General features: G+C 36.9%; 20 protein-coding genes, 1 tRNA gene and 5 pseudogenes. 22 read left to right on the top strand and 4 right to left on the bottom strand.

The window, feature by feature from the left end; genetic code table 11:
- Positions 1 to 6 precede the first annotated feature (6 nt).
- Positions 7 to 80: transfer RNA gene (locus ACJ5H0_RS05670), tRNA-Arg, on the bottom strand.
- Between the two features lie 59 nt (positions 81 to 139).
- Between ACJ5H0_RS05670 and ACJ5H0_RS05665 the strand changes: the two genes are divergently transcribed.
- The 3 genes and pseudogenes from ACJ5H0_RS05665 to ACJ5H0_RS05655 all read left to right on the top strand — a co-directional run bounded on the left by ACJ5H0_RS05665 (position 140) and on the right by ACJ5H0_RS05655 (position 3,918).
- On the top strand, positions 140 to 1,186 hold the full coding sequence (locus ACJ5H0_RS05665) for an ABC transporter substrate-binding protein (RefSeq protein WP_411247949.1): 1,047 nt from the start codon (positions 140 to 142) through the stop codon (positions 1,184 to 1,186).
- Between the two features lie 42 nt (positions 1,187 to 1,228).
- A pseudogene (gene mtgA / locus ACJ5H0_RS05660) lies at positions 1,229 to 1,872 on the top strand (monofunctional biosynthetic peptidoglycan transglycosylase).
- Positions 1,873 to 1,885: 13 nt separating this feature from the next.
- Positions 1,886 to 3,918 (top strand): annotated as a pseudogene (locus ACJ5H0_RS05655) (recombinase).
- Here ACJ5H0_RS05655 and ACJ5H0_RS05650 read toward each other — a convergent pair.
- From ACJ5H0_RS05650 to ACJ5H0_RS05640, 3 genes and pseudogenes are all read right to left on the bottom strand, one after another.
- Positions 3,896 to 4,132, bottom strand: coding sequence for a hypothetical protein (locus tag ACJ5H0_RS05650; RefSeq protein WP_411248071.1), 237 nt, complete (start codon positions 4,130 to 4,132; stop codon positions 3,896 to 3,898). The pseudogene ACJ5H0_RS05655 and the gene ACJ5H0_RS05650 sit on opposite strands and share 23 nt — an antisense overlap.
- A gap of 268 nt (positions 4,133 to 4,400) precedes the next feature.
- Positions 4,401 to 5,481 (bottom strand): annotated as a pseudogene (recF, locus tag ACJ5H0_RS05645) (DNA replication/repair protein RecF).
- A gap of 94 nt (positions 5,482 to 5,575) precedes the next feature.
- The gene (locus ACJ5H0_RS05640; RefSeq protein ID WP_411247947.1) at positions 5,576 to 6,241 is read right to left on the bottom strand and encodes a UbiA prenyltransferase family protein; all 666 of its coding nucleotides are present in this window, start codon (positions 6,239 to 6,241) and stop codon (positions 5,576 to 5,578) included.
- Positions 6,242 to 6,259: 18 nt separating this feature from the next.
- Here ACJ5H0_RS05640 and ACJ5H0_RS05635 point away from each other — a divergent pair.
- The 19 genes and pseudogenes from ACJ5H0_RS05635 to ACJ5H0_RS05545 all read left to right on the top strand — a co-directional run bounded on the left by ACJ5H0_RS05635 (position 6,260) and on the right by ACJ5H0_RS05545 (position 24,650).
- Positions 6,260 to 12,155, top strand: a pseudogene (locus tag ACJ5H0_RS05635) (alpha-2-macroglobulin family protein).
- Between the two features lie 42 nt (positions 12,156 to 12,197).
- A complete protein-coding gene (locus ACJ5H0_RS05630) occupies positions 12,198 to 12,686 on the top strand; it encodes an ecotin family protein (protein WP_411247945.1) in 489 nt (162 codons plus the stop codon).
- A 257-nt stretch (positions 12,687 to 12,943) separates the two neighbouring features.
- Positions 12,944 to 14,353: a TolC family protein gene (locus ACJ5H0_RS05625; RefSeq protein WP_411247943.1), complete on the top strand. Its 1,410-nt coding sequence runs from the start codon at positions 12,944 to 12,946 to the stop codon at positions 14,351 to 14,353.
- A 19-nt stretch (positions 14,354 to 14,372) separates the two neighbouring features.
- On the top strand, positions 14,373 to 15,329 hold the full coding sequence (locus ACJ5H0_RS05620) for an HlyD family secretion protein (protein ID WP_172278991.1): 957 nt from the start codon (positions 14,373 to 14,375) through the stop codon (positions 15,327 to 15,329).
- Positions 15,330 to 15,392: 63 nt separating this feature from the next.
- Positions 15,393 to 15,758: an ABC transporter permease gene (locus tag ACJ5H0_RS05615; protein WP_411247941.1), complete on the top strand. Its 366-nt coding sequence runs from the start codon at positions 15,393 to 15,395 to the stop codon at positions 15,756 to 15,758.
- Positions 15,706 to 16,599, top strand: a complete 894-nt coding sequence (locus ACJ5H0_RS05610; RefSeq protein WP_411247939.1) for an ABC transporter permease — start codon at positions 15,706 to 15,708, stop codon at positions 16,597 to 16,599. Before ACJ5H0_RS05615 ends, ACJ5H0_RS05610 begins: the two co-directional genes overlap by 53 nt.
- A gap of 210 nt (positions 16,600 to 16,809) precedes the next feature.
- Positions 16,810 to 17,265: a DUF1569 domain-containing protein gene (locus tag ACJ5H0_RS05605; RefSeq protein ID WP_411247937.1), complete on the top strand. Its 456-nt coding sequence runs from the start codon at positions 16,810 to 16,812 to the stop codon at positions 17,263 to 17,265.
- A 132-nt stretch (positions 17,266 to 17,397) separates the two neighbouring features.
- A complete protein-coding gene (locus ACJ5H0_RS05600; protein WP_273648374.1) occupies positions 17,398 to 17,868 on the top strand; it encodes a hypothetical protein in 471 nt (156 codons plus the stop codon).
- Positions 17,869 to 17,907: 39 nt separating this feature from the next.
- Entirely contained in the window at positions 17,908 to 18,279 is a 372-nt protein-coding gene (locus ACJ5H0_RS05595) for a VOC family protein (protein ID WP_273648373.1), read from the top strand.
- An 8-nt stretch (positions 18,280 to 18,287) separates the two neighbouring features.
- A complete protein-coding gene (locus ACJ5H0_RS05590) occupies positions 18,288 to 18,626 on the top strand; it encodes an SRPBCC family protein (protein WP_411247934.1) in 339 nt (112 codons plus the stop codon).
- A gap of 4 nt (positions 18,627 to 18,630) precedes the next feature.
- Entirely contained in the window at positions 18,631 to 18,831 is a 201-nt protein-coding gene (locus tag ACJ5H0_RS05585; RefSeq protein WP_411247932.1) for an SRPBCC family protein, read from the top strand.
- 34 nt (positions 18,832 to 18,865) lie between these two features.
- Entirely contained in the window at positions 18,866 to 19,315 is a 450-nt protein-coding gene (locus ACJ5H0_RS05580) for a VOC family protein (RefSeq protein WP_172278979.1), read from the top strand.
- 265 nt (positions 19,316 to 19,580) lie between these two features.
- Positions 19,581 to 19,931 (top strand): hypothetical protein, encoded by a 351-nt coding sequence (locus tag ACJ5H0_RS05575; RefSeq protein WP_411247930.1) that lies wholly within the window; start codon positions 19,581 to 19,583, stop codon positions 19,929 to 19,931.
- Positions 19,928 to 20,341, top strand: coding sequence for a nuclear transport factor 2 family protein (locus ACJ5H0_RS05570; RefSeq protein WP_411247928.1), 414 nt, complete (start codon positions 19,928 to 19,930; stop codon positions 20,339 to 20,341). The genes ACJ5H0_RS05575 and ACJ5H0_RS05570 overlap by 4 nt, the downstream gene beginning before the upstream one ends.
- A 38-nt stretch (positions 20,342 to 20,379) precedes the next feature.
- Positions 20,380 to 21,055: pseudogene (locus ACJ5H0_RS05565) on the top strand (DUF2490 domain-containing protein).
- Positions 21,056 to 21,065: 10 nt separating this feature from the next.
- Complete coding sequence (locus ACJ5H0_RS05560; protein ID WP_411247926.1) at positions 21,066 to 22,070, top strand: bestrophin family protein; 1,005 nt, start codon at positions 21,066 to 21,068, stop codon at positions 22,068 to 22,070.
- Between the two features lie 74 nt (positions 22,071 to 22,144).
- Positions 22,145 to 23,758, top strand: a complete 1,614-nt coding sequence (locus tag ACJ5H0_RS05555) for a Na+/H+ antiporter (protein ID WP_411247924.1) — start codon at positions 22,145 to 22,147, stop codon at positions 23,756 to 23,758.
- A 22-nt stretch (positions 23,759 to 23,780) separates the two neighbouring features.
- Positions 23,781 to 24,209: an SRPBCC family protein gene (locus ACJ5H0_RS05550; RefSeq protein WP_411247922.1), complete on the top strand. Its 429-nt coding sequence runs from the start codon at positions 23,781 to 23,783 to the stop codon at positions 24,207 to 24,209.
- A 57-nt stretch (positions 24,210 to 24,266) separates the two neighbouring features.
- Positions 24,267 to 24,650 carry a VOC family protein gene (locus ACJ5H0_RS05545; RefSeq protein ID WP_411247920.1) on the top strand — a complete coding sequence of 128 codons (384 nt, stop codon included), beginning with the start codon at positions 24,267 to 24,269 and terminating at the stop codon, positions 24,648 to 24,650.
- Positions 24,651 to 24,655 lie beyond the last annotated feature (5 nt).

Raw genomic sequence — 24,655 nt, 5'->3', positions numbered from 1 at the left:
GTCTTGTGACCTCGACAGGATTCAAACCTGTAACCTTCTGAGCCGTAATCAGATGCGCTATTCAGTTGCGCCACGAGGCCATTGTATCCTTATCGTTTAAAGGTTTGCAAATATAGCACTTTTTTCTTTTCTTTGAAATATGAAACTAAGAATTTTACTACTATTTGCGTTTTGTACTCTAATTTCCTGTAAAAGAGAGCAAAAAATTTCATCCGATGATTGGACGGTTATCTCAAAAAAGCTTCAATACAAGGATGAAGCTAATATTTTACACATCAAGTCGGGGAATTATACCTATGATTTCAAAAATAATCAGGTTCCATTTAAAAAAGTGGTCCTTCTCAACGCCAGTTTGATGGGATATGTTTCAGCTTTGGATGCGGAAAATCTGGTCGTAGGGATTTCAAGTCCCGAATATATTTATTCGGAAAAAATTCAGGGATTGCTTAAAGAAGGGAAGATCCAGAATGTAGGAAGTGATCAGAAATACGATGTGGAGAAGATTATTTCCTTACAACCGGATGCCGTTTTCACCAACTATATTGCAAGCTTCGAAAATACCTATCAGTTATTAAAAAATAACGGAATTCAGGTTGTCTTTTTTGATGAGTACCTTGAGCAGAAAGCACTTGAAAAAACAGCATACCTGAAAGTGTTCGGAAAACTTTTTGGAAAAGAAAAAGAAGCAGAAGCCAAATACGCTGAAATTGAAAAGAACTATAACGAATTAAAAAAACTTGCCTTAACCGCAAAGGATATGCCGGTAGTTCTTGCCAATGAGATGTATGGAGATGTTTGGTATTTACCCGGAGGAAAAACGTCTGTAGCGAACTTTATTTCAGATGCCAATGCAGAATATATCCTGAAAAATAATAATGAGGAAAAAGCTGTGACCATGAGTTTTGAGGAAGTTTTCTCAAAGTCTGATAAAGTTCAGTATTGGATCAATGCAGGAAACCATACTTCAAAAAAAGAAATGCTGAATATAAATCCTTTTTACAGTAAGCTGGGAGTATTTTCGAAAGGGAAAATATACAGTATTTCGGGAAGGGAAATCAAAAAAGCCAATGACTTTTTTGAAAGTGGTGTGGTAAGATCGGATTGGGTACTGAAAGACTATATTAAGATTTTCCATCCCGAACTTCTCCCGGGATATCAGCTGGTCTATATGAAAGAATTGCAATAACTCGGAGGATTTGTTTATTTTTGTAGTGCTTTTTTTAAAGGTATGTGGAAAAAAATAAAACAACTGTTGTTTATCATTCTGATTTTGAATGTGGTGTTCATTATATGGGGCAGATTCTTTAATCCACCCATTACAATTACTCAAATCGGAGGCCTGTTCCAGTATGGAAAATTACAAAGGGATTACATTTCCTATGATGAAATGGGTAATAATGTGAAGAAGGCGGTCATTGCTTCTGAGGATCAGAAGTTTTTTACACACAACGGCTTCGATTATGTGGCTATTGAAAAAGCGATGAAACATAATGAAAAAGGAAAAAAAGTAAGAGGCGGAAGCACCATTCCCAGCAGACGGCTAAAAATATTTTCCTCTGGCAGGGAAGAAGCTGGATCAGGAAAGGATTAGAAGCTGTCTACACCTTTATCATTGAGAAAGTATGGGGTAAGGACATTATTCTGGAAAGATACCTTAATTCCATTGAAATGGGACGTGGGGTATTTGGAGTAGAAGCTGCATCCGAATATTATTTCGGGAAGTCGTCTAAAGACTTAACAAGTTCGGAAGCGGCCTGGATAGCGGCTGTTTTGCCAAACCCTAAAGAGTATGACCCTAAAAATCCTTCAGCCTACCTGACAAGGAAACACAACTGGATTTTAAGACAAATGAGAAATGTAAGTTTGAAATAGTATCTTTGTACTAATGAAATTTTTCAATTCCAGCACAAATTTTGAAACCGTTCTTAAAAAATATTTTTCTTTTAAGAACGAAACTCTTTCCTTAGAACCGTTTGCCGAGTTTTTGGAAAGCATTAAGAGAGCTGATTTTACAGATGTCCTCAATTTCTTTAAAAGTAATCCGGATTTTACAGCCAATTTTAAGCATTATATCTACAATATTTTTGAGGGAAGGCCTTTTAACCTTTCCCTTACAGAGGCAAATATACTTTCTGAAAATGCCTTTTTACCGGAACTGAAAAAAAGGATCCTTAATAAAGTCCTTCCTCCTGTAGAAAAGGAGAAAACGGTATGGTATCTTATCGATAATATCAGCCTGAGACCAAAGAAAGATCTTGAATATCTTCACAATCTTCCTGAAAATGAAGTCAATGAGTTCCTCATTATTTTAGGGATTTCTGATTTTATTATAAAAAATAATGTTAAAAGAGAGCTTATTTTCTCGATGAATATCCTTTCCTGGCGTGTTACAGGAATGGCTATGGAGGTGGAAGTGGTGAGAATGGCTCCAGAATACAGGAATTTTGATAATCCTTTTCTCGCTTTACAAAACGAGCTGGAAAGCCTTGCTGCAGAACTGGAAGCCGACCCCGGATTGCAGCTTCACTCAAAAGACAGCAGCTACAAGCAGATCAAGATCTACATCCAGCAATGTCATGAGTTTGTTAATATAGCTTTTAAAAACTCTTCCAAATATGGAATTTCAGGGAAGATCAATCAGTCACTTCTGAAAATCCGTCAGCAGATTGAAAGAATTAATGAAATCATTAAGCTTTTGGTCATCAATGGTGATGAAGATGTGATTATCAAATCCAAACAGCTGATGTTTAATATTCTCCGGTATAAATCCCATAAGAATAATATAGCAGAGCTTATTAATGACAGTACAAGACTGATTTCCCATCTTATTACAAATCATACGGCAGAAGCCGGATCACATTATATTACCTCCACCAGGAAAGAATATATGAAAATGTTCTATAAAGCCAGTGGTGGTGGAATTATCGTAGGAGCACTCTGTGTGTTGAAAATGTTGTATGGATATATTCCGGGAAGTGATTTTTCCCACGCATTTTTATATTCTATGAATTATGCCATGGGATTCGTTATGATCTACCTGATGGGATTTACTTTAGCAACCAAGCAGCCGGCGATGACTGCTGCAACTATGACTAAAGTACTTGCTGAAGAAGGCAACAGCAAAAGAAATAACACTGAATTTGCACATCTTGTCTCTAAACTATTCAGAAGTCAGTTTATTGCTTTTGTGGGAAATGTAGCGTTATCATTTCCGATAGCTCTGGCTATTATTTATGGGCTTGATGTTTTTTTTCTCCCAAAACCTGGCTGTCGACAGATCCGACAAGCTGCTTAAAGACCTGGATCCTTTTCAGTCAAAAGCTATTTTGCATGCAAGTATTGCAGGTTTCTATCTTTTCATCTCAGGAATTATTTCGGGAAATATAGGAAACAACTCCGTATTTTACCAGATCCCTGAAAGGATCGCAAAAAATATATCCATCAGAAAATTATTCGGGGTTAAATTTGCCAAAAACCTTTCTAAATACTATGCTAAGAACTGGCCGGGAATTATATCTAATTTTTGGTTCGGGGTTTTCCTCGGTGCTACTGCTCCGGTAGGTTTATTTTTTGGTTTGGATCTGGATATCCGGCACATTACCTTTGCTGCAGGAAATCTGGCACTTGGATTATATGGAAAAGATTTCTCTGTGGATGCCTACACATTCTGGATTTCCTTCTTTACGGTATTCTTAATCGGATTCTTTAACTTCCTGGTAAGCTTCGGGCTGTCTATGTTTTTAGCGTTCCGTTCCAGAAAGCTGAATTTCGGACAGGTAAGTGAGATTTATAAAGAAATATTCAGGTATTTTTTTAAGTCATCCGTTTAAGTTCTTTTTCCCTTTAAGTTCAAGGCTGGATAAACATGCGGATGACCTGATGAACAATACCATATCTACAAAATCTGAAGATCATTAAACTTCTCATGACCAAATTTATCCTGGAATTTCTTCAGGTAAAAACTTCTCCGCATCTTAAAATCATTTTTTAAAAGAGGGGAATCTATTTTGATCACAATACATTGGTCATGAATCCCTACACTTCTGATTTCCTGAAAAAGACTTTCATCAAGATAATCTTCCAGAAAATCCTTGATTTCAAATGCGATCAATTTATCCTCAAAGCCGTGTATTCTGGCAAAGGATTTAACAAGGTCAGATGATTGAAATTCTCTTTTTTTTTCGTTTCATTGTTTTAGATCCGAGGTTAGGATTATGTATTAGAATTTGTAGATTAAGTTTTTATTTTTTTAGGGGTAATGTATGATATATTTTCGTTTCTGTTTTCTCTAATACGTTCATGCTTGATAAAGAAAAGTGAGTTTTTATGTGTTTTTAAGAGGAGATCAAAAGCAATTTTATTCTAACCCGCATTCTGAACTTCCTATTTTGTTTCCCACATCAGATTTCAAAAATTATACTTTCCTCATTTATTTTCTTAACTACACTTTCCGTTCTTTCCCTATGGGTGTCTGTAATAAAAATCTGCCCAAAATTTTCTTTATTGACCAACTCAATAAGTTGTGCCACGCGATGGTCGTCCAGCTTATCAAAAATATCATCCAGTAAAAGAATAGGCGTTTTACCGGTAAGCTCTTTTACGAGACTCATTTGGGCAAGTTTGAGCGAAATAAGAAAGGATTTTTGCTGGCCCTGGGATCCTATCTTTTTAATCAGTGCGGCATCCATTTCGAAAAGCAGGTCATCCTTATGAATTCCTCTGGAAGTATACGTCAGCATTCTGTCTCTTTCCAGGCTTTCCTTAAGTAAATTTTCGAATGAAGATTCCAATAGATGAGATTCGTAGATTACGGATACCATTTCCTTACCTCCGGAAATAATCTGATAAAAGTTTTGAACAATAGGATTGAGTTGGGAAACGAATTCTTTTCTTTTCTCAAAAATTTTAGTTCCGTGATTATGGATAGGAGCATCATAAATCTCGAGGGAATCTTTATCGAATACTCTGTTCTTGGCAAAATACTTTAATAAGGCATTTCTTTGCTGGATGATTTTCTGATACTGGATGAGGTCAAAAAGATATCCCGAATCAGTCTGGCAGATCATAGAATCTAAAAACTTCCGGCGGCTTTCCCCTGAATCCGAAATCAGATTGGAATCATAGGGAGAGATCATTACACTTGGCAGGTAACCGATATGGTCAGACATCCGGTCATAGCTTTTATCATTTTTTTTTAATGATCTTTTTAGCCTCTTTGGGCTGCGATATTTTTAAAGTATCCTCACTATCATCATTCTGAACTTCGGCATCAATGGTGAAAAAGTCTTCCTCCTTTTTTATGTTATTAAGATCGGTGTTCCCTAAGAAACTTTTTCCCACGGATAAATAGTGGAGGGCATCCAGGATGTTGGTTTTTCCCACACCATTGTTACCTACAAAACAGTTGATTTGAGGGGAGAATTCAAATTTTTTCTCAGCATGGTTCTTGAAATTGTACAGAGAAAGTTTCTTAATAATCATTTGTCAAAAATACTTCATTATTCCCAAAAATAAAAAGGGAAGTGCAGAACAGGTTTCTACCCCAAAAGAAAAATAAGCCTCATCTCTTTTGTTTTCAGAATAGTAGATCAGGATATAGGTGATCACACTGGCCAGAAAAAAAAGAAACTGCGTAGGGCGGATCCAGATAAAAAGAAGCCAGCAGGCTACTTATAAAAACCAAAAGATAAGCTATGTATTTTGTATTCTGGGTACCGATCAGTTTGGGAAAGGTTTGCACCCTGTCACTTTTCATATCCCTGATATCAAAAGGAAGGACAAGCGCCGTAATAAAAAAGAAGCTGATCAGAAATATGGAAAGGCTGAATTCCGGTAATGTAAGCCAGCAATTTACCAGTGCCCATACCAGTCCCACATAAAAGACCTTCAGTAAAGGGATTTTTCTTATATAAACGTCCAGAAAAAAGCTATTATATAACAATCCGAGGACGACTATGATAAACCATTTGATTAATCTTATTTCATTGTGATTATGGATGATGAGAAATGCACAAATTACGCCGGCTATAGCATTTAAAATTAATATTTTAAAGAAATGCTTAGTGTATTGATACTTAGTGTAAAGATAACCACTGAAATACGTGATAAAAATTAAGAAAACGGAAGGGAAACGGAATGTGTTTTGCTCTTTCATGAAAAATACTGCAAAAAGAGTTCCCATTACGGAGACATAAATTTGACTGTCTATGACATATTTTTTCAGTATTTTTAAGAAATTCATTTATCAAAAATAACATTTATGAAAAGATTTTCCAAGGTTTTTATGCTTTTGCTTTTAATGCTGAATTTCTCAGCAGTTTTTGCACAGAAATACTACGACGATCAGTGGAAAAAAAATTGCTGACAACAGCCAGAAAGGAGCGTACAAATCGAATCTTCCCATTGTTTTAGACATACAAAAACAAGCTATGAAAGAAAATAATACACTGCAGCTGATCAGATCCCTCAAAGCAGAATTTAGTATTGTAAATCAAACGACTGACGATGATCAGAATAATTCCGCTTCTAAATTCTTCGCTAAGCTTCAGGATACACAAAAGCAGCTGAAAGGTGATGAAAGGGTGGTATATGATGTACTCTTAAGTAGTTTTTTTCAGGATTATTATAAACGGCACTCCTGGGAGATTAATGGACGGACGAACCTGAACTCTCAGGACGTTTCTCAGATTGAAACCTGGAGCAAGCTGGATTTTAAAAATTATCTGACGAAAAACTTCAAAGATCTTGACCAGCAGAAAGAGCAAATGAAAAAAATCTCTTTGGATAAATATAAAAGTGCATTTTCAAATACTAAGGATATTATCTATTTTCCAACATTGTGGGATTGGTATTCTCTGAGGAAAATCAACTTTCTGGGGGATAACGAAATTTTCACAAAAAATGAGCTTGCCGAAAACAGGGTTCAGGTCAATACAATTTTTGATGAATTAATTGCACAGAATAAAGGAAATGCAAAGTTGTATTTTATGCACCAGAAGCTTTCTGAAAACTGTGATGCCAATCAGTGCAAAGATAAACTGGTGCAACTTCAGAATCTTTTGAAGACTGATACCGAAGGAGATTATAAGGTATTGATCATGGAAGGGATCATGAATGAATACCTGGTAAAAAAGCAAGCGAAAGAAGCGTTAGCAGTTGCTGCCCAGGCAAAAAACCAGTATCCGAAATCTCCGTTTCTTGAGAATATAAAAAATAAAGAAGATCAGATTCTTAATCCGAATCTTACTCTCAAATATGAAGAGCAAACCCAGGCCAATCTTCCTATCCACCTGGTTGCTGAATATAAAAACGTTTCAGAATTTTCATTGAATATTTACGAAGTAAAAGATGATTTTACTTCTTTCATGCAATATATCAGGAACTCATATGGAAATACATTCGGGCAGGTGAAAAAAAGCCTGGTAAGAAAAGAAAGCTATCAGCTTCCGGATCCTAAAGATTACCAGATGCATAAAACCTCAGTGGAAATTCAGCCTTTACCTTCCGGTATATACGTTGCTGAGTATCTTGTTGCAGGGGCTGGCGCCAGTGATAATGATGCCAAACAGAATTTTTACTTTCTGGTTTCAAACAACAAGGTGATCTACCAGTCGAAAACAGACAGAAATCAACTTTCAAACGAATTGAAACTGGTAAACAGCGAAAACGGAAAACCTGTAGCTAATGAAAATCTTACATTCTACGAATTTGTAGCCAATAAAACTTTAAATAAAGTTGATGGAAAAACCAATGATAAAGGTGTTTTCAAATTTCCTTCAACATCAAGTAAGGATTACTACAGGACATTTTTGATACAACAGCCAAAAACCAAAGATTATCAAATCATGCAGGTGTATGGGAATGATGATTATTCCAATTATGATCCTAATAAGCAGGTCCGTTCGAAAGCTCAGATCTTTACAGACCGTGCAATTTACAGACCCGGTCAGACAGTCTATTTTAAAGTGATCAATACAAAGGTTGATAAAGAAACGGAAGGGGTGGTATCAGGCCTGAAACAAAAAATAACGCTTGTGGATACCAATGGTCAAGAAGTCTCTGCACAAAATTTTACAACCAATGAATTCGGATCATATCATGGAAGCTTTATTTTACCAAAAGGACAACTCAATGGGGTGTTCTATTTGAATACCGACGGCAATACGCAGGGATATAAAGATATAAGGGTAGAAGAATATAAGAGACCAAAATTTGAGGTAACCTTCGATCCTGTAAAGGATGAGTATAAATACGGCCAGACTATAGAACTCAAAGGAAAGGCAGCGATGTTTTCCGGTGTTGCTTTAAGCAATACTACGGTGAGTTATGAAATCAAAAAACGCAACATCCGTTGGAGATATTTCTGGTGGTATCCGGAAGGGGATGATAATGAAAATTCAATCCTGGGTGAAGCAAAAACAAATGAAAAAGGAGAGTTTGTTATCCGCCTGGACCTTAAAAAAGATGAAAAACTGGAAGGTATCCAGATCGATAATTATGAGATCAATGCTTCTGTAACGGATATTAACGGAGAAACGCAGACGGCGAATACACAATTGAAGGTAGCTTCCGTATCCCATTATATCAAGGCAAATGAGATTAATAATGCTTTTACGGATGAGAATGTAAAAGTGAAAGTAGAGACAAAAAACTATAACGAACAGGATCTTAAAAAATCGTATCAGGTAAAGCTTTCTAAACTGGAGTCTCCGGACAGGATCTTCAGGGATAATTTCCTGAGAGAAGTTCAGAATCAGCCCAAATTGAGCAAAGAGGAATTCATTAAGAAATTTCCGCATGATTTATTTGACAAAAATGATGAGTTAAAGAATTGGAAAGTCGGAAAAGTGGTTCTTACCAAAACACAGGAACCATCTGGAGATCAGAAACAATTGGCAACCAATCTGGAACTGGGTAAACTGGAAACAGGGGATTACCAGCTGGAATTGTATAATATAGAAGGAAAAGATACCATAAAATCCGTACAGAATTTCAGTGTTTGGGATAAAGGAGCGTTAAAGCCTGGTCAGAAAACATTCCTAAAGGTTATCGGACCTAAAAATGAATGGGGAAGAGGTGAAAAAGCAAAGATCTATGTGTACTCGGCTGTTCCTGATGCCGTAGTCAATGTATTTGTTCAGAATGGGTCAGGAAGCACCCTTTCTGAAAGCTATAAGCTGAAAAACGGAATGCTGGAGTATTCAGCAGATATTCCTAAAGATAAAAGTGTATCTGTTTTAAATGTTCAATTTCAGATTGTTGCATTTAATGATGTGCAGACTGAATCTGTCAATTTAAAAATTAAGGACTCTGAAAAGTCTCTTAAAATAGAGACGGTGACTTTCAGAGATAAACTGGAGCCTAATGTAAAGGAGAAATGGTATGTAAAAGTTTCAGGGAATGATAAGGAGAAGATCAATGCTGAGGTTCTGGCCAATATGTATGATATGTCTCTTGATCAGTTTGCAGCCAACAGCTTCGATTGGGAAAAATTATATATTCCGTATACCATTATAACCTCTTACGATATCAGGGAGAATCTTCTGCAAAAATATTATCAGAAGAGACTGAAATATATGAATGGTAAATATGTGGAAGTACCGGTATTTAACTGGTTTGACAATTCGCTTTATTATGATGGTGCTGTTCTTCAGAGTCTTGAAGGAAGAGCAAGTGGAATAAGAATTAAGGGTAATGCTGCTTACAGTAAAGCGTTACCTGCCCCGGCTGTTGCTGCTAAGGAAGTCGCAGCAGATGCAATGGCTGAAATAAATGAAGTCGTTGTTGTTCGTAAAGGAACAAGTAATCAAGAAGGTGGACAGTCAAAAGAATCTCTGGAAAAAGTTCCTGTTCGACAAAATTTGAATGAAACAGCATTTTTCTATCCGGATCTGAAAACGGATGCAGAAGGCAATGTGAATTTTGAATTTACTTCTCCGGAAGCGCTTACGAAATGGAAGCTTATGTTTCTGGCTCACACAAAAGATGCCAGGTCGGCGACATTGGAGAAAGAAGTAGTTACACAGAAAGAATTTTCCGTAACTCCAAATTATCCAAGATTTTTAAGAGAAGGTGATGAATTAAACCTCCAGACAAAACTTTCTAATTTAACGGATAAGCGATTAAATGGTTCTGCTATTTTACAAATCCTGGATGCATTTACTAATGAAGACATTTCTTCAAAATTCGGATTGAATGCAGGAACCCAGAACTTTGATGTAAGTGAAAACGGAAATTCGGTTGCAACATGGAAAGTAAAGGTTCCGGATAATGTTTCATCTATTATCCTTAAAGTAGTGGCTAAAGCAGGTTCTTTCTCAGACGGGGAGCAGCAGGCAATTGCTGTTTTACCGAACAGAATGCTGGTAACAGATGCAGTCCCTGTTTTTGTAAAAGAAGGAGAGACTAAAACTTTTGTTCTGGATCATCTTCAAGATGCGAATTCAGCAACAATAACGAATGTTTCAAATACACTGGAGCTCACAACCAATCCGATCTGGGAAATTATGTTTGCCCTTCCAAGCCTGAAAAATGATCAGAACAGTTCAGCTGATGTAGTCTTTAATAAGTGGTTTGCTGATGTTTTGGCTTCTGAAATTTTCAAAGCAAACCCAAAGATGAAAACCATTTTTGAAGAATATCAGAACAAGGGATTATTGAATTCTAACCTTGAAAAAAATCAGGAATTAAAGCAGTTACTATTAGAGGAAACTCCATGGGTACTGGAAAGTAAAAATGAGCAGGAGCAGATGCAAAAGCTTGCATTATTGTTTGATGCCAACACAATGAAAAATTCAATCAATCAGGATTGGGATGATTTCAAAAAACTGCAAAATCCGGATGGAGGCTTTTCATGGTATTCAGGGTATCCTAGCTCTTACGGAGTGTCATTGTATATTCTTAAAAATCTGGGTAAAATCAATTTATGGTTAAAAGATATTGCCAAGGATTATCAAAGTTCAACGCAAAATGAAATGGTAACCCAATTGATAAAGTATGTAGATAACGAGATCAATAAATATGTGGATACGAAAGAAAATGTTTGGAACAACTGGATCCTGGATTATCTGGACACACGTAACTATTGGGAGAAACAATACCCTCTGAAAGGAAAAGGGGCAACTTTAAAATCATTGGTCAAACAAAAAGCAAAAACTGCAAAAATCACTGATTTTACATTCTTCGGACTTCACCGGGCAGCTTTATTGATGAACGATTATGGAATGAAGGAAACTTCTGATAAGCTTATGACCTATCTTAAAGAAACTTCCACAGATACCAAAACCCAGGGAGTGTACTGGAAGCAGAATCTTAATGACTGGGGCTGGTTCAGTTCAAAAGTTGTGAACCATGCCGGTGCATTAGAAGCTTTTAATACCTTAAAACCGAACGATCAGAAGTTCATTGAAGATATGAAGATCTGGCTGGTAACACAGAAGGAAGTTAATTCATGGGGAAGCTCAAGGGGTACTTCAGAAGTGATTTTCACGATATTAAATTCAGGAAAATCATGGACCGGTGCTGAAAGTGATAAAGCAACTATTGTTTGGGGCGGAAAAGAACTGGCACCGCAAACACAGGCAACGGGGTATGTAAAGTCAACTGTGAAAACGGATGCAGTAGATAAAAGCCTGACTACGGTTACCGTTACCAAACCGGGTCCCGGAATTGTGCAGGGAGGATTGTTCTGGCAATATTATGAAGATCTGGATAAAATAAAATCATCAGAAAATTATATCTCTGTTACCAAAGAGCTTTATAAAAAAGTGAAAACAGTAAATGGTGAAGAGCTACAGAAAATAGCTGTGGGAACACCACTGAAAGTAGGGGATAAAGTAACAGTAAGAATGATTTTAAATACCGACCGTGCGATGGAGTATATTCATATAAAAGATATGAGAGCAGCCGGATTTGAGCCTCTTAATGTATTATCCGGATATCAGTGGAAAAATAATTTAGGATATTATCAATCTACTAAAGATGCGTCCACAAATTTTTATATTCAATATATGCCCAAAGGGAAATATGTATTTGAGTATGATTATGTTGCCAATGCATCCGGAAAGTTCTCAAATGGTATTACAACGATGCAGAATTACTATGCTCCGCAGATGAATGCTCATACAAAAGGAGACAATGTTCAAATTTTGGAATGATTTTTGGCTTTAGAGAATCAGTAAAAAATAAATACAAAAAATATGAAATTTTCAAAGACGCTAGTTGCGGGATTAGTCATGATGGTTGGAGTAAATACTTTTGCTCAAAAGAAAGCTGAAAAGTTTGAAAAATTGGAAATTGAAATGTTCCCAAAGGCTAAGGACGGATACAAGCAGGTATACATTCAGCTGCCTGTCGCTAAAAATGAAAAAGATCTGAAAGTTGAATATTTTGTGGGTAAGGAGAAAATGGTTGATTGTAATAACTATTTCATGATGGGGAGCGTAAAATCTCAGGATCTTCAGGGATGGGGCTACAACTATTATGAAGTGGAATCTAATGGAGAGACGGCCGGAACTTTAAAGGGATGTTTAAATAAAAAGGAAACAAAAAAGTTTATTTATATCAAACCGGAAATTGTAGGCTATAACAGTAAATTACCTTTGGTATTTTATGTACCTAAAGACCTGGAAGTACGTTACAGAGTTTTACATCCGGACGCTGGAATGAAGAAAGCAGTTCAAAAGTAATTTCCAACTTCTAAATATAAAACTCCTCAGTTTTCTGAGGAGTTTTTTTTGTGAAGTACTAAAAAGAATGGATTATAGGAAGGATCTTGAGGTAGGTTATAGGAAATTATTTTACCCTTAAACTATATTTAAACGATTGTTTAATAAATGCTGTTGGAAGCCGATTACCATTGAACATCTTTTAAATTCACTGTACAGGAGAATTATTCTACGGGTTTTAACATTTTTTTGCATTATATTTGTTGTAAACATGAACCATGAAAAACAATTTATTGATTTTTGCCCTTGGTTTTTTTGTACTTCCAGCTTTTGGTTGGGCACAATCGGCGCCGGACTTTAAGGAACTTTTAGATAGTGCAATGGTTCGGGATTCGGATCTTAAAATGCAGATCACCCAAAATAAACTTACCGATCTTGACGGTCATAAACTGAAAGATATCTTCCTTCCGACGTTGGAATTAAGCGGGCAAGCCGGCTATCTGAACGCAACGGCAAGATTAACTTCTCCTGAAATTAACCTACAACCTTTTTTAACAATTCCTGAAGGAAGGTATAATAACAACCTTAATATTTCCGGTTTCTCGGGTATTGCAAAGGCAGATGCCAAAATGTTGGTGTACTCGGGAGGTAAAGTGAAATATCTTAAAAAGGCGATTGAAGAGAAAAAAGCATCAGAGGACATTCTTCTTGAAAAGACAAGGGATGACGTGGTAGCTGCTGTTTCTAAAGCATACGACCAGCTCGCCCTGATTCATCAGTCTAAAAATGTGTTGGATGAAAGTAAAAAGAGGCTGGACATCAACAGGAAAACAGCCGATAAAGCTCTAGGATACGGATTGATCACACCTTACGATCATAAAAAGATAGAGCTTGCCCAAGCAACCCTGGATGCTAAGATTGTAGAGTATGAAGGAAAAAAAGAGCTGCTTCTTACCCAGCTTTACATTTTAACCGGTATCAATAAAGAACGCCTCCGCCTGATAGAACCCGTTTTAACTCCTGTAGAAATGCTTTCCCGGGAAAAAGGAATCGAGCAGAGAGCCGAAATCAGAGCATTGGATCACGGAATTGTAGCCGCGGATTACAAAATTAAAGCAGAAAGAACATGGATGATCCCAAAAGTTCAGCTTATGGCTTCTGCATACTATATCGGGTTATATGGAAGCAGAGTCAAAACATCCGAAAATGTAATCCCCGCAATCCCTGCCCTTGGATATGAAGGTGCGCGATTGGATTGGAGGCCCACGAATATTAACATTCTGCCCTTATTTACAGCCGGTATAGGTTTTAAATGGGAAATATTTGATGGAAGAGAGGGCAAGCATGCCGAAGAAACGGCGCGGATAGGTAAAGAAGTTTTACAAAACAAAAAAGAAGATGCCTTGAAAAAACTGACCTTAAATCTCGCGAATAATCAAACCAATTATGATATTGCCACGGCGCAAATAACCCTGAAAAGTAAAGAAAAAGAATTGGCAAAAAATGCCCTTGTACAGGCTGAAAAAGAATTCAGGTATGGGATGAGCAAATCTTCACAACTTATAGAAGCGGAAAGTGACCTTGAAGTTGCGGAACTTGAATATCAGAATGCGGTTTTCAACCAGCGCAGAGCGGGAATTGAACTGATGAGGTCCACGCAGGAACTGGATATCACGAAATTGTATTAACCCCACTAAAATTAAAATGATGCAAAAAAATATCTCCATACTATTTGGCTTTCTGATTTTATTGGGAAGTTGTGCACAGAAAAAAGAAAACCTCAATGATTCGGAAGGAAAAACCAAAAAGGATGTTGTTTCATTTGCTCCTAAAGTAACCGGGAGGATCCTCAAAATTTATGTTACAGAAGGTCAGACCGTAAAAAAAGGTGATACCCTGGCATTGCTTGATGTTCCTGAAGTTTCAGCAAAAATTGCACAGGCTCAGGGAGCCGTAAGTGCAGCAACTGCACAGGAACAAATGGCTAAGAACGGAGCTACCGCAGATCAGCTGAGACAGCTTCAGGCTAAATATAAAGGATTAAAAGAGCAGTATGATTTCGCACAGAAATCTTTCAAAAGAGCCTCTAATATGTTTAGGGATAGTTTGATGTCTCCGCAGGCTTATGATGAAGTATATGCTAAATTACAGGGTGCCAAAGCGCAATATGACGCTGTAGTCGCGGAACTGGATGATGTAAAAAGAGGAACCCGTTTCGAAAAAGTGGAAATGGCTGCCGGACAGGCTTCGCAAGCCAAAGGAGCTTTACAGGAGGCGAATGTTGCTTATTCTGAACGTTACATTATTGCGACAAACGACATGGAAATAGAAACCATCAGCCTTAATGCCGGAGAGCTTGCGACCGCAGGTTTTGCTCTGTTTAACGGTTACATTCCCGAAAGTACTTATTTCAGGTTTACCGTTCCTGAGAGCGAAATAGCAAAATATAAAAAAGGGCAAACCGTTGCGATGCAGGTCGTTTATAATAAAGAAAATATTGAGGGAACTATCCTGTATATTAAGCAGCTGACAAGATATGCGGATATTACTACTGCCTATCCCGATTATCAGTTGCAGGATGCAATTTATGAGATCAAAGTAAAACCTAAGGATATGAATAAAGCTAAAAATATCCTCGTCAACGCCAATGTGATCCTGAAATAATAATGAAATACAGTCCGATGGCATTTTTGAAATTTCATAAGGCTGTTTAAACAGATATAAACAATGAAAGAATTTTTCCGTCTTTTAAAGCGCGAGTTTAAGATGTTCATTAAAAACTCCACCTTAAGAACCGTATTCTTTGTGGCACCGCTATTCTATGCCACATTGCTGGGGTTTGTATACAAAAGCGGAAAAGTAGAGCATACACCGGTTATTGTTATTGACAGAGACAATACTCCGTTGTCGAATCAGCTGGTGGAAATGTTGCAGGACAATAAAGGGATCCGGGTTTTGAAGTATGTTCAGGAACCATTAAGCATAAAAGATGAGGTCATTAAAAATGATGCGGCAGCCGTAGTAATCATTCCTTCCAAGTTTGAAGCTGGAATGCTGCAAAAAAAAATATCCGGAAGTCAATGTTTACATTAATACCGGAAATGTTCTTACAGCAAATTTTGCCACAAAAGCCCTTCAGCTGACGATTGGAACTTTCTCTGCAGGTGCATCGATAAAGGCCCTTCAGAAAGCCGGAATGCCGGCAACAAGGGCAGCTACCCAGTTTGAACCCTTTAAAACCAATTATATCACCCTTTTCAATACAACCAGTAATTACCTTATTTTCATGTGGCCGGCTATGTTGGCTGTAGTTTTACAACAGGTGATATTGCTGGCTATGGCCGTAAGTTTTGCTGCAGAATTTCAGGGAGGAACCTTCGTGAAAGAATATTATAGAATGAGGAAATGGGCATTTCCTACAATGCTGATCAAAGTGATACCGATCTGGATGTTTTCTATACTGATCGTGGGAATGTATTATTTCATGCACATGATTTTTAAAGTGCCTATGCCTCAGGGGATTTTTAATTTTATAGTTCTGACCTCTGTTTTTGTGAGTTCAGCATCTTTCTTAGGTGTTTTTATCAGTATCCTGATTCCGGATGCCTTGAAGGCAACTCAAATTCTGATGGTTATTGCTTCACCTGCGTTTATTATCAGCGGATTCACCTGGCCATTGAATGCAATGCCTGCTTTTGTACAGTTTATTGCGAATATTATTCCTTTAACCCCATTCTTACAGGCTTTCAAAATATTATTGATTCAAAAAGGATCGGTAGAACTTACATTTCCCTATTTAAGGCATTTGGGAATTCTTTTACTTGTCTATGCTTTTTTAGGGTGGATTGCCTTGAAGATCAAATTATGGCTGGTATTCAGGTACGTAAAACCTGAGAATCCAAAAGAAGAAGATTCCTTCGAAGAAATCGGATAAATTTTTAAGCAAAATATAAATTGACCAGATAAGTTCATCGCATCAGTTGCATCACAAACTTAATCCATACCACGTACTTTGTAACCCCGTAACTTATACCTCAGACCCGGTATCCATATATCATCGCCAGGGTTTTTACGGTTTTTAAAAAAAGGATATAAAATCATCAGAAAAAACTGATATATTTGTTTTCCGAACAATTAACAAACAATGGAAAACGTATTTGATGCAAAAGTTGCTCAGAATTACATCAATAGGATCAATAATCTTATTGAAGATACTCACGGTATTTGGGGAAAAATGATGGTGGATCAGATGCTGGCTCACTGTTGCGTTTCCTATGAGATGGTGTATGAACCGGAGAAGCATAAAAAGCCCGGAACTATAGCAAAATTTATCTTGAAAAATTTTGTGAAACCTAAAGTCGTTAGTGAAAAAGCCTATCCCAGAGATTCTCCTACTGCACCCCAGTTTATGATTGTGGGAAGAAGGGATTTTGAAGAAGAAAAAAAGAGGCTGATAGGATTTATCCAAAAAACGCAACAACTGGGAGCTGAAGCCTTCGATGGAAAAGAATCATTCTCATTTGGTAAACTAAAATCCCATGAGTGGAGCAATATGTTTGCGAAACATTTAAATCACCATCTGGCTCAGTTCGGAGTATAACTTCGGATGGGTTAGAACCTGTAAGGACGGGTTAAAAATTACTTAAGGAAATATTGGCTTTCCCTATGCTGTCACAGAATTTCCTTTTATTGATATTGCTAACGTAATACTCAATTAAAAACAAAAAACAATATGAAAAAACTTGTACTACTCCTCATTCTTATTTCCGGTTTTGCTTTTGCTCAGATGCCTAATATTTCAAATGTATGGCTCAACAACAGTAAAGCATACTCCGGAACCATCGGAAATGATAAACAGGCCATAAAGCTCAAGATTAATATTTCAGAACAAAACAGAAAAAATGATCAGGAATATTTTGTTTCCGGATATTCTTTAGTGGATAAAACCTATTCTAAATTTGAAGGAAATCTGACGATTACAAAGTATAAGGACACGAAAAGAAAAGGAACTGTGTATGGTGAATACGAACTGGCAGAGGAAAATAAAGGCAAACATTCCGGTATTTTCAAAGGTAAATTTGTTTATACTTTTAAGTGGAATAAAGTGACTGAGAAAATTGAGTCCCCTTATATCGAATTCATTGGTGACTGGAAAAGCTATGATGGAACAATGGACTTCAAAACCCATATAACCAATCAGTAAAACTGAAGATAAAACTTGTTAATAAAATAAATAAGAAATATGAAGCTAGGAGTATTCTCGCTCAGTTTAAGTGTAAAAGATCTTCAAAAGTCTAAAGACTTTTATGAAAAGCTGGGATTCAGTGCTATGGGAGGAAACATGGACCAAAACTATCTGATCATGAAAAACGGAAGTACATTGATCGGATTATTTCAGGCTATGTTTGACGGGAATATGCTTACCTTCAATCCGGGGTGGGATGAAAATGCAGAGAATCTGGAATCTTTCGATGACGTGCGTGAGATTCAGAAACATTTAAAAGAAAATAATATTCATCTGGAAAAAGAGGCTGATGAAACCACCTCAGGACCGGAGCATATCTTCCTAAAAGATCCCGATGGGAATATGATTTTAATAGACCAGCACAGATAGAAATACCTATGAAGATTTTAAAATGGACCATGATCGTATTGGCCGCAATACTGATAGTTTGGTTGGTAATAGCCGCCTTGATTTCCGGGGATTTCAAATATGAAAAAACCATAACAATTAATGCTCCTGTAGAAAAAGTATGGCAGAATACCAACACTTTAAAAGCAATGGATCTCTGGAGTCCATGGAACAGGCTGGATGCGGGAATGAAAAAGGAATGGACCGGAACCGAAGGACAACCGGGTGAAAAAATGTGCTGGAGCAGTAAAAATGATAAAGCAGGAAAAGGTTGCCAGGAAATAAAAAAAAGTAGATCCTTCCCTAAAAAGAATAGATACTTCAATTAAATTCATGACTCCTTACGAAAGTGAAGCAGATACTTATGTTATAGTGGCTCATGAAGGAAACGAAAGCAAGGTGACCTGGGGGTTCACCTCCCAAATTCCATACCCTTTTACCATAATGAAGCTGTTTATGAATATGGATGGTGCCATTGGAAAAGATTATGAGCAAGGGCTTTCCATGTTGAAAAGAATTTCTGAAAAGCCTTAAAACATCAGACAAACTCAATTTTAAAAAATACTTTATGGCAACAGTAAACGTTTATCTTACATTCAATGGGAACTGCAGGGAAGCATTTGATTTCTATAAATCTGTTTTTGGCGGCGAATATCCTTATATCGGAACTTTTGGAGAAATGCCTCCAATGGAAGGAAAAGAAACTCCGGAAGAAGATAAAGATAAGATTATGCATGTTTCTTTACCCATTTCTAAAGAAACAGTCTTAATGGGAAGTGACACCGGCGGAGAGTGGGCATCTCATTTTGTGGCAGGAAATAATATTTCTGTTTCCATTAATGCAGAGTCAAAAGAAGAAGCTACAAAATTATTCAACGGACTTTCAGAAGGAGGACAGGTGACAATGGCACTTGCAGATACTTTCTGGGGTGCTTATTTTGGTATGTTTACAGATAAATTCGGAATCAACTGGATGGTAAATTATGATGATCCGGCTAAAGCTCAGGTACATCCGTAACATTCATTTTTTGTATACGAAATATAGTTAAAAAGAACCGGCAGGAATTCCTGTCGGTTTTCATTTTATTATACATTTGCATTCCTATTTTTCTAATTTTAAAAAGAGCACTTTTTCGGAAGATTAAATTAGGAATTCATAACTTTAAACCCATTAAACAAAAGATGATGAATTTAACAATTATGATATAATGGCGTTAAATAAAGCGCAATCCGGATAAATCAGGTTCCTTCTCAACAAACTTTAACAATTAAAAACACAACATATGATTTTAAAAATACTCACCATTGCATTGATTGTTTTTGCAATGTATATGGGCTTTAAACAAGGTATAGCAATGGTTTCCGGGAAACCTGAAATGCTACAGATGCTTGGCAGAATAGGAATGAACAACACCGCTGTCATGGTTTTGGGGATAATTACCATAATTAGTGCAGTGTTGATCGTAATTCCACAGACTTTTTTCTGGGGAAATTTTTTAATGGCGGGAACAATCTTGCTTATTATGGGGCTAGAGCTTTTTCACGGGGATATAAAAGGTGCTTTGATAGAGCTTCCGTTCATGGGTTTGAATCTTCTTATTATTTTCTTAAATTATCCCTTTAAATTCTCATGAAAAAAATTATTTATTTACTGACGGTATTTTCCATGTATTGCGCATGTGCCCAGAAAAATGATGTTAAAATAACCCCTACTCAACAACAGACAAAAAATGATATGGATACAACAAAATTAAATGAAACGGTAAAAAAGGCTTTTGATGCATGGCAAAAAGGTGATGCGGAAACTTTTACTTCTTTTTTTACTGCAGATGCTAAATTATATGACGATGGTAATCCAAGGGATTTTAAGAAATTCGTAAAAGATGCTTGTGGACACGAGAAATTTACTTCGATTGATACTATTGAAAATGAAGGTAAAACCATCTATGGCCGGTTTCACACAGAAAGCTGGGGGGATTTCAGAACTTTTTTTAAATTTAATATCAACAATGACGGAAAGTTTGACAAGTTGGAAATAGGTTAGGCTAATTAATTAATAAAATATAAACGTAGAAGATTAGTATGGAGATTATAAGGTCGGTATCCCTCGTCATTTTTATTTTAGCAACAACACTTTCATTTGCTCAGAAAAATGATTTGGGAGCCTGGTATATGTATTTCGGGAATAATAAAATCAATAAAAAATGGAACTGGCACAATGAAATTCAGTATCGTAACTTTGATGCGGTTGGAGATCTTGAGCAGCTTTTAATCCGTACAGGGATCGGATACGATCTGTCGGAAAATAATAATAATGTTTTATTAGGATACGGATTTATTTTAAGTCAGCCCTATGTAAACGGCGAAAAAAAAAGAAAATATTGAACACAGGATTTTCCAGCAATTTATCACCAAACAACAATTTGGAAGATTTTATCTTCAGCATCGTTACCGTTTGGAAGAACGCTTTCTTGAAGAGGATTTCAGAATGAGGTTTCGTTATTTCCTGGGGCTAAATATTCCGATCAATAATAAAGAAATGCTTCCGAAAACTTTTTATGCTTCTCTCTATAATGAAGTTTTTCTTCACTTTGATAGCCCGGTATTTGACAGGAACAGGGTGTACGGAGCGTTGGGATATGTGATCAGTAAGAATTTAAGAATCGAAGCAGGGTATATGAATCAGCTCCAGGAGAATAGAAACAGGGGACAGATTCAGATCGGATTTTATAACAACATACCATTTAACAAAAAGTAAAAACACATTTATGCACTCAGGAAAAAGATTTGGAGCCCGTGAATTTGCTATGTGGACAAGGAGAAGTATCTATGTCCTTGCCGTTTTAGCAGCAATTCCTACGGTACTTTATCATTTCGGTTTAACATTCGTTTCATTTCCCTGGCAGCCCATTGCAATCATGGGAACAGCGGTAGCTTTCATTGTAGGTTTTAAAAATAATGCAAGTTACAGCAGGCTGTGGGAAGCAAGGCAGATTTATGGTTCTATTATTAACAACAGCCGGAGTTTTGGATATATTCTCAGGGATTCGCTCTCTGCTAAAGATCATGATAAAGTAAAAGAAATGTTCTCACGGCATTATGCATGGTTAACGGCATTACGTTTTCAACTAAGGGAGCCAAGGGCATGGGAGAATATGAATACGGTACAGTTTGACGAATACTCAAAAAAATATGACATTCCGGAAAGGCTTTCCAAGCTGGATGAAGAACTAAAACTTTATCTTTCTGAAAGTGAACTTCACTATATTCTCAGTAAAAAGAACAGGGCTACACAATTGATGGCTGCCCAAAGCAAAGAACTGTCGGAAGCTTATGCAAAAGGAGAGATTAATGATTTCCAATGGACACAAATCAATCAGCAACTGGTAAAGTTCACCGATGATCAGGGAAAAGCTGAAAGAATAAAAAACTTCCCATATCCCAGGAATTTTTCATCGATTACTACTTACCTGTTGTTGCTGTTTATTGTTTTTGTTCCTTTCGGATTGTTGAAAGAATTTGATAAACTGGGAGAGGGAACTTTATTAGAAGGGTTTACCATATGGTTTAATATTCCGTTTTCACTTTTGGTAACCTGGTGCTTTCATACACTGGATAGTGTGGGAGAGGCTTCTGTAAATCCTTTTGAAGGAAGTCCTAATGATGTTCCTATCACACAGATCAGCCGGACAATTGAGATCGATATGAGAGATATGCTGGATGAACATAACCTTCCTTTACCAATAAGTCCGAAGAATAATATTGTTCTTTAGGAAATAAAAACACAATGACAAAAGAATTTATTTAGATTTCTAACCTAATATTAATTAAATAAAATCATAAATAAATGATTCACAATTACGTAATAATATCAATCGCAGTATTGCTTTCTGTGATGATATTAGTAATGATCGGGCAAAAGCTGAAAGTAGCGTATCCTATTTTCCTTGTTATAGCAGGATTATTGATAAGCTTTATTCCGGGTATGCCTCACATTGAAATAGAACCGGATCTGGTCTTTCTTATTTTTCTTCCTCCTATTTTATTTGAAGCCGCCTGGTTTACCTCATGGCAGGACTTCCATAAATGGAGAAAGCAGATTTTTTCGATGGCTTTTGGGCTGGTATTCCTTACTTCAATAGTAGTGGCGTATCTATCATCATCAATCATTCCGGGACTTACTGTTGCGATGGGATTCCTGTTGGGAGGAGTAAATTCTCCACCAGATGCTGTGGCAGCTACATCGGTACTCAGAAATATGAAGATCCCGAAGAAGATTACGAGTATTCTTGAGGGAGAAAGCCTGATTAATGACGCATCGAGTTTGATCGTATTTAAGTTTGCTTTAGCGGCCGTTATTTCAGGGCAGTTTATCTTTAGAGATGCTGTCCAGGATTTCTTCATTATGGCTATTGGAGGGATTGCGATAGGAATTGCGGTAGGTTTCCTCTTCGGAGCTCTACTTCGTATCATTCCTTCCAATTCCAATATAGACACTATTATCACGCTTATTGTCCCATACATCATGTATGTTGGTGCTGAACATTTTCATTTTTCAGGAGTATTATCTGTGGTAGCTGGAGGTTTACTGATGTCTTATAACTCTCATTGTTATCTGAGCCATACTTCGAGAATTCAATCGGGTAACGTATGGAGTGTTCTTATCTTTTTGATGAATACCATCATTTTCATCCTCATTGGTCTTGAATTACCCATAGTAGTTGCTGCAATGCAAGATTATACCATCTCTGAAGGAATCTTCTATAGTGTGGTGATCGGTGGTGCCATTATTCTCACAAGAATTATCTACAGTTACGCATTAATGTATTTTCCAAGACTTTGTTCAAAAGAACTGAGGCTGAAGGTCCTCAAACCGGATTGGAGAGAGCCCTTTATCATCAGCTTTGCAGCAATGAGGGGAGTTGTTTCCTTAGCTGCAGCATTGTCAATCCCTGCATTTTTACCTAACGGAGATGCGTTCCCACATCGTAATATTATTTTATTCGTAACTTTCGTTATTATTTTAATTACTTTAGTGGGGCAGGGGCTATTGTTGTCTCCTATTTTAAAGTTGTTGAAAATAAGTGATGCAGGAAGTGAAATACCTGAAGAAAAGCAGGAGGTTATTTTAATGAGAAAATTAAAAGAAACCGCTTTGCAAAAACTGGATACTGATTTCTCAGATCTTGCAGAAAGAAACAGTCTTGTACGTCATCAGAAACATAAACTGGAAAATGAAATGATGATGATGGCAGATAAAGCCCAATGTATGGCTTCTACAGGAGATTACGTTTCTGCAATGAACGAGAATAAGGATGTTTTAAGACAGGTAATACAGGCGCAGCGAAATGAATTGCACCGTATGAAACGTGAAAAGATATTTGATGATCATGTGATGCGGACGATTGAAATGCAGCTGGATTTTGATGAAGCTAAAATTACCGGGTTTACCCACGGATAGATTTGAGAAATAAAAAAATAACATGAGTACACCTATTATTGTTCAACAGAAAGTGGATGCTCCACCTGATAAGGTCTGGATGGCATTGACAGATAGAGATCAGATGAAATCCTGGTATTTTGATATCTCTGATTTTGAATTGGAAATAGGAAAACAGTTTAATTTCTATGAACCTGGAAATGAAAAAAAATACCACCATCAGGGAAGTATTTTGGATTTTGCCATCAATGAACGACTCAAACATACATGGTCATATCCCGAATTTTCCGATGCTGAAACTACAGTGATCTGGGAACTTCAGCCGGAAGATGGAGGAACAGTGATAACGCTGACTCATGAAAACACGGATCTCTTTAAAAACCTGGGAGAGGGATTTTCAAAAGAAAACTTTACAAAGGGATGGAATGTGATCGTTGGAGAAAGTCTGAAATCCTATCTGGAAAATAAATAACAAAAACGCAAAGACGCAGATTGAGTGTCTTTGCGTTTTGCTTTATAAATTAAAAATATGATAAAATATACTTCTCTTCGTCCCATACTCTGGACACAAAATCTTGATGAAACCCTTGGTTTTTATCTTCATATCCTTGGGTTTAACCTGGTAGAAAGGAATGATGAATGGGAATGGGCAACGATCCGTAAAGATGACGTTGAGGTAATGCTCTCGAAGCCTAACGATCATGAAAAATTCAATGGAATAGGATTTACAGGCTCATTTTACTTTAACGTCGACAGTGTAGATGATTTATGGGAAGAATTAAAAGACAAGGCTGAAGTTTGCTACGAAATAGAAACCTTTGAATGGGATATGCGGGAATTCGCTATTTATGATAACAATGGGTACATATTACAATTTGGTCAACCCGCCAAACAAATTGGCATAACGGAATAAAATTT

It is taken from the genome of Chryseobacterium proteolyticum (assembly GCF_046591535.1).
In the GTDB taxonomy this organism is placed as follows: domain Bacteria; phylum Bacteroidota; class Bacteroidia; order Flavobacteriales; family Weeksellaceae; genus Chryseobacterium; species Chryseobacterium proteolyticum.
Note: the sequence above shows the minus strand (reverse complement) of the source record. Positions and strands in the feature narration are given on the sequence as shown.

What these genes read in the sequence shown, in the direction of transcription:
- ACJ5H0_RS05595 (WP_273648373.1), top strand. Translation starts at nt 17,908, where the DNA reads ATGAAGCTAGGAGTATTCTCGCTCAGTTTAAGTGTAAAAGATCTTCAA.
- ACJ5H0_RS05665 (WP_411247949.1), top strand. Translation starts at nt 140, where the DNA reads ATGAAACTAAGAATTTTACTACTATTTGCGTTTTGTACTCTAATTTCC.
- ACJ5H0_RS05605 (WP_411247937.1), top strand. Translation starts at nt 16,810, where the DNA reads ATGGAAAACGTATTTGATGCAAAAGTTGCTCAGAATTACATCAATAGG.
- ACJ5H0_RS05620 (WP_172278991.1), top strand. Translation starts at nt 14,373, where the DNA reads ATGCAAAAAAATATCTCCATACTATTTGGCTTTCTGATTTTATTGGGA.
- ACJ5H0_RS05590 (WP_411247934.1), top strand. Translation starts at nt 18,288, where the DNA reads ATGAAGATTTTAAAATGGACCATGATCGTATTGGCCGCAATACTGATA.
- ACJ5H0_RS05555 (WP_411247924.1), top strand. Translation starts at nt 22,145, where the DNA reads ATGATTCACAATTACGTAATAATATCAATCGCAGTATTGCTTTCTGTG.
- ACJ5H0_RS05550 (WP_411247922.1), top strand. Translation starts at nt 23,781, where the DNA reads ATGAGTACACCTATTATTGTTCAACAGAAAGTGGATGCTCCACCTGAT.
- ACJ5H0_RS05630 (WP_411247945.1), top strand. Translation starts at nt 12,198, where the DNA reads ATGAAATTTTCAAAGACGCTAGTTGCGGGATTAGTCATGATGGTTGGA.
- ACJ5H0_RS05625 (WP_411247943.1), top strand. Translation starts at nt 12,944, where the DNA reads ATGAAAAACAATTTATTGATTTTTGCCCTTGGTTTTTTTGTACTTCCA.
- ACJ5H0_RS05585 (WP_411247932.1), top strand. Translation starts at nt 18,631, where the DNA reads ATGACTCCTTACGAAAGTGAAGCAGATACTTATGTTATAGTGGCTCAT.
- ACJ5H0_RS05545 (WP_411247920.1), top strand. Translation starts at nt 24,267, where the DNA reads ATGATAAAATATACTTCTCTTCGTCCCATACTCTGGACACAAAATCTT.
- ACJ5H0_RS05615 (WP_411247941.1), top strand. Translation starts at nt 15,393, where the DNA reads ATGAAAGAATTTTTCCGTCTTTTAAAGCGCGAGTTTAAGATGTTCATT.
- ACJ5H0_RS05580 (WP_172278979.1), top strand. Translation starts at nt 18,866, where the DNA reads ATGGCAACAGTAAACGTTTATCTTACATTCAATGGGAACTGCAGGGAA.
- ACJ5H0_RS05570 (WP_411247928.1), top strand. Translation starts at nt 19,928, where the DNA reads ATGAAAAAAATTATTTATTTACTGACGGTATTTTCCATGTATTGCGCA.
- ACJ5H0_RS05640 (WP_411247947.1), bottom strand. Translation starts at nt 6,241, where the DNA reads ATGAATTTCTTAAAAATACTGAAAAAATATGTCATAGACAGTCAAATT.
- ACJ5H0_RS05600 (WP_273648374.1), top strand. Translation starts at nt 17,398, where the DNA reads ATGAAAAAACTTGTACTACTCCTCATTCTTATTTCCGGTTTTGCTTTT.
- ACJ5H0_RS05560 (WP_411247926.1), top strand. Translation starts at nt 21,066, where the DNA reads ATGCACTCAGGAAAAAGATTTGGAGCCCGTGAATTTGCTATGTGGACA.
- ACJ5H0_RS05575 (WP_411247930.1), top strand. Translation starts at nt 19,581, where the DNA reads ATGATTTTAAAAATACTCACCATTGCATTGATTGTTTTTGCAATGTAT.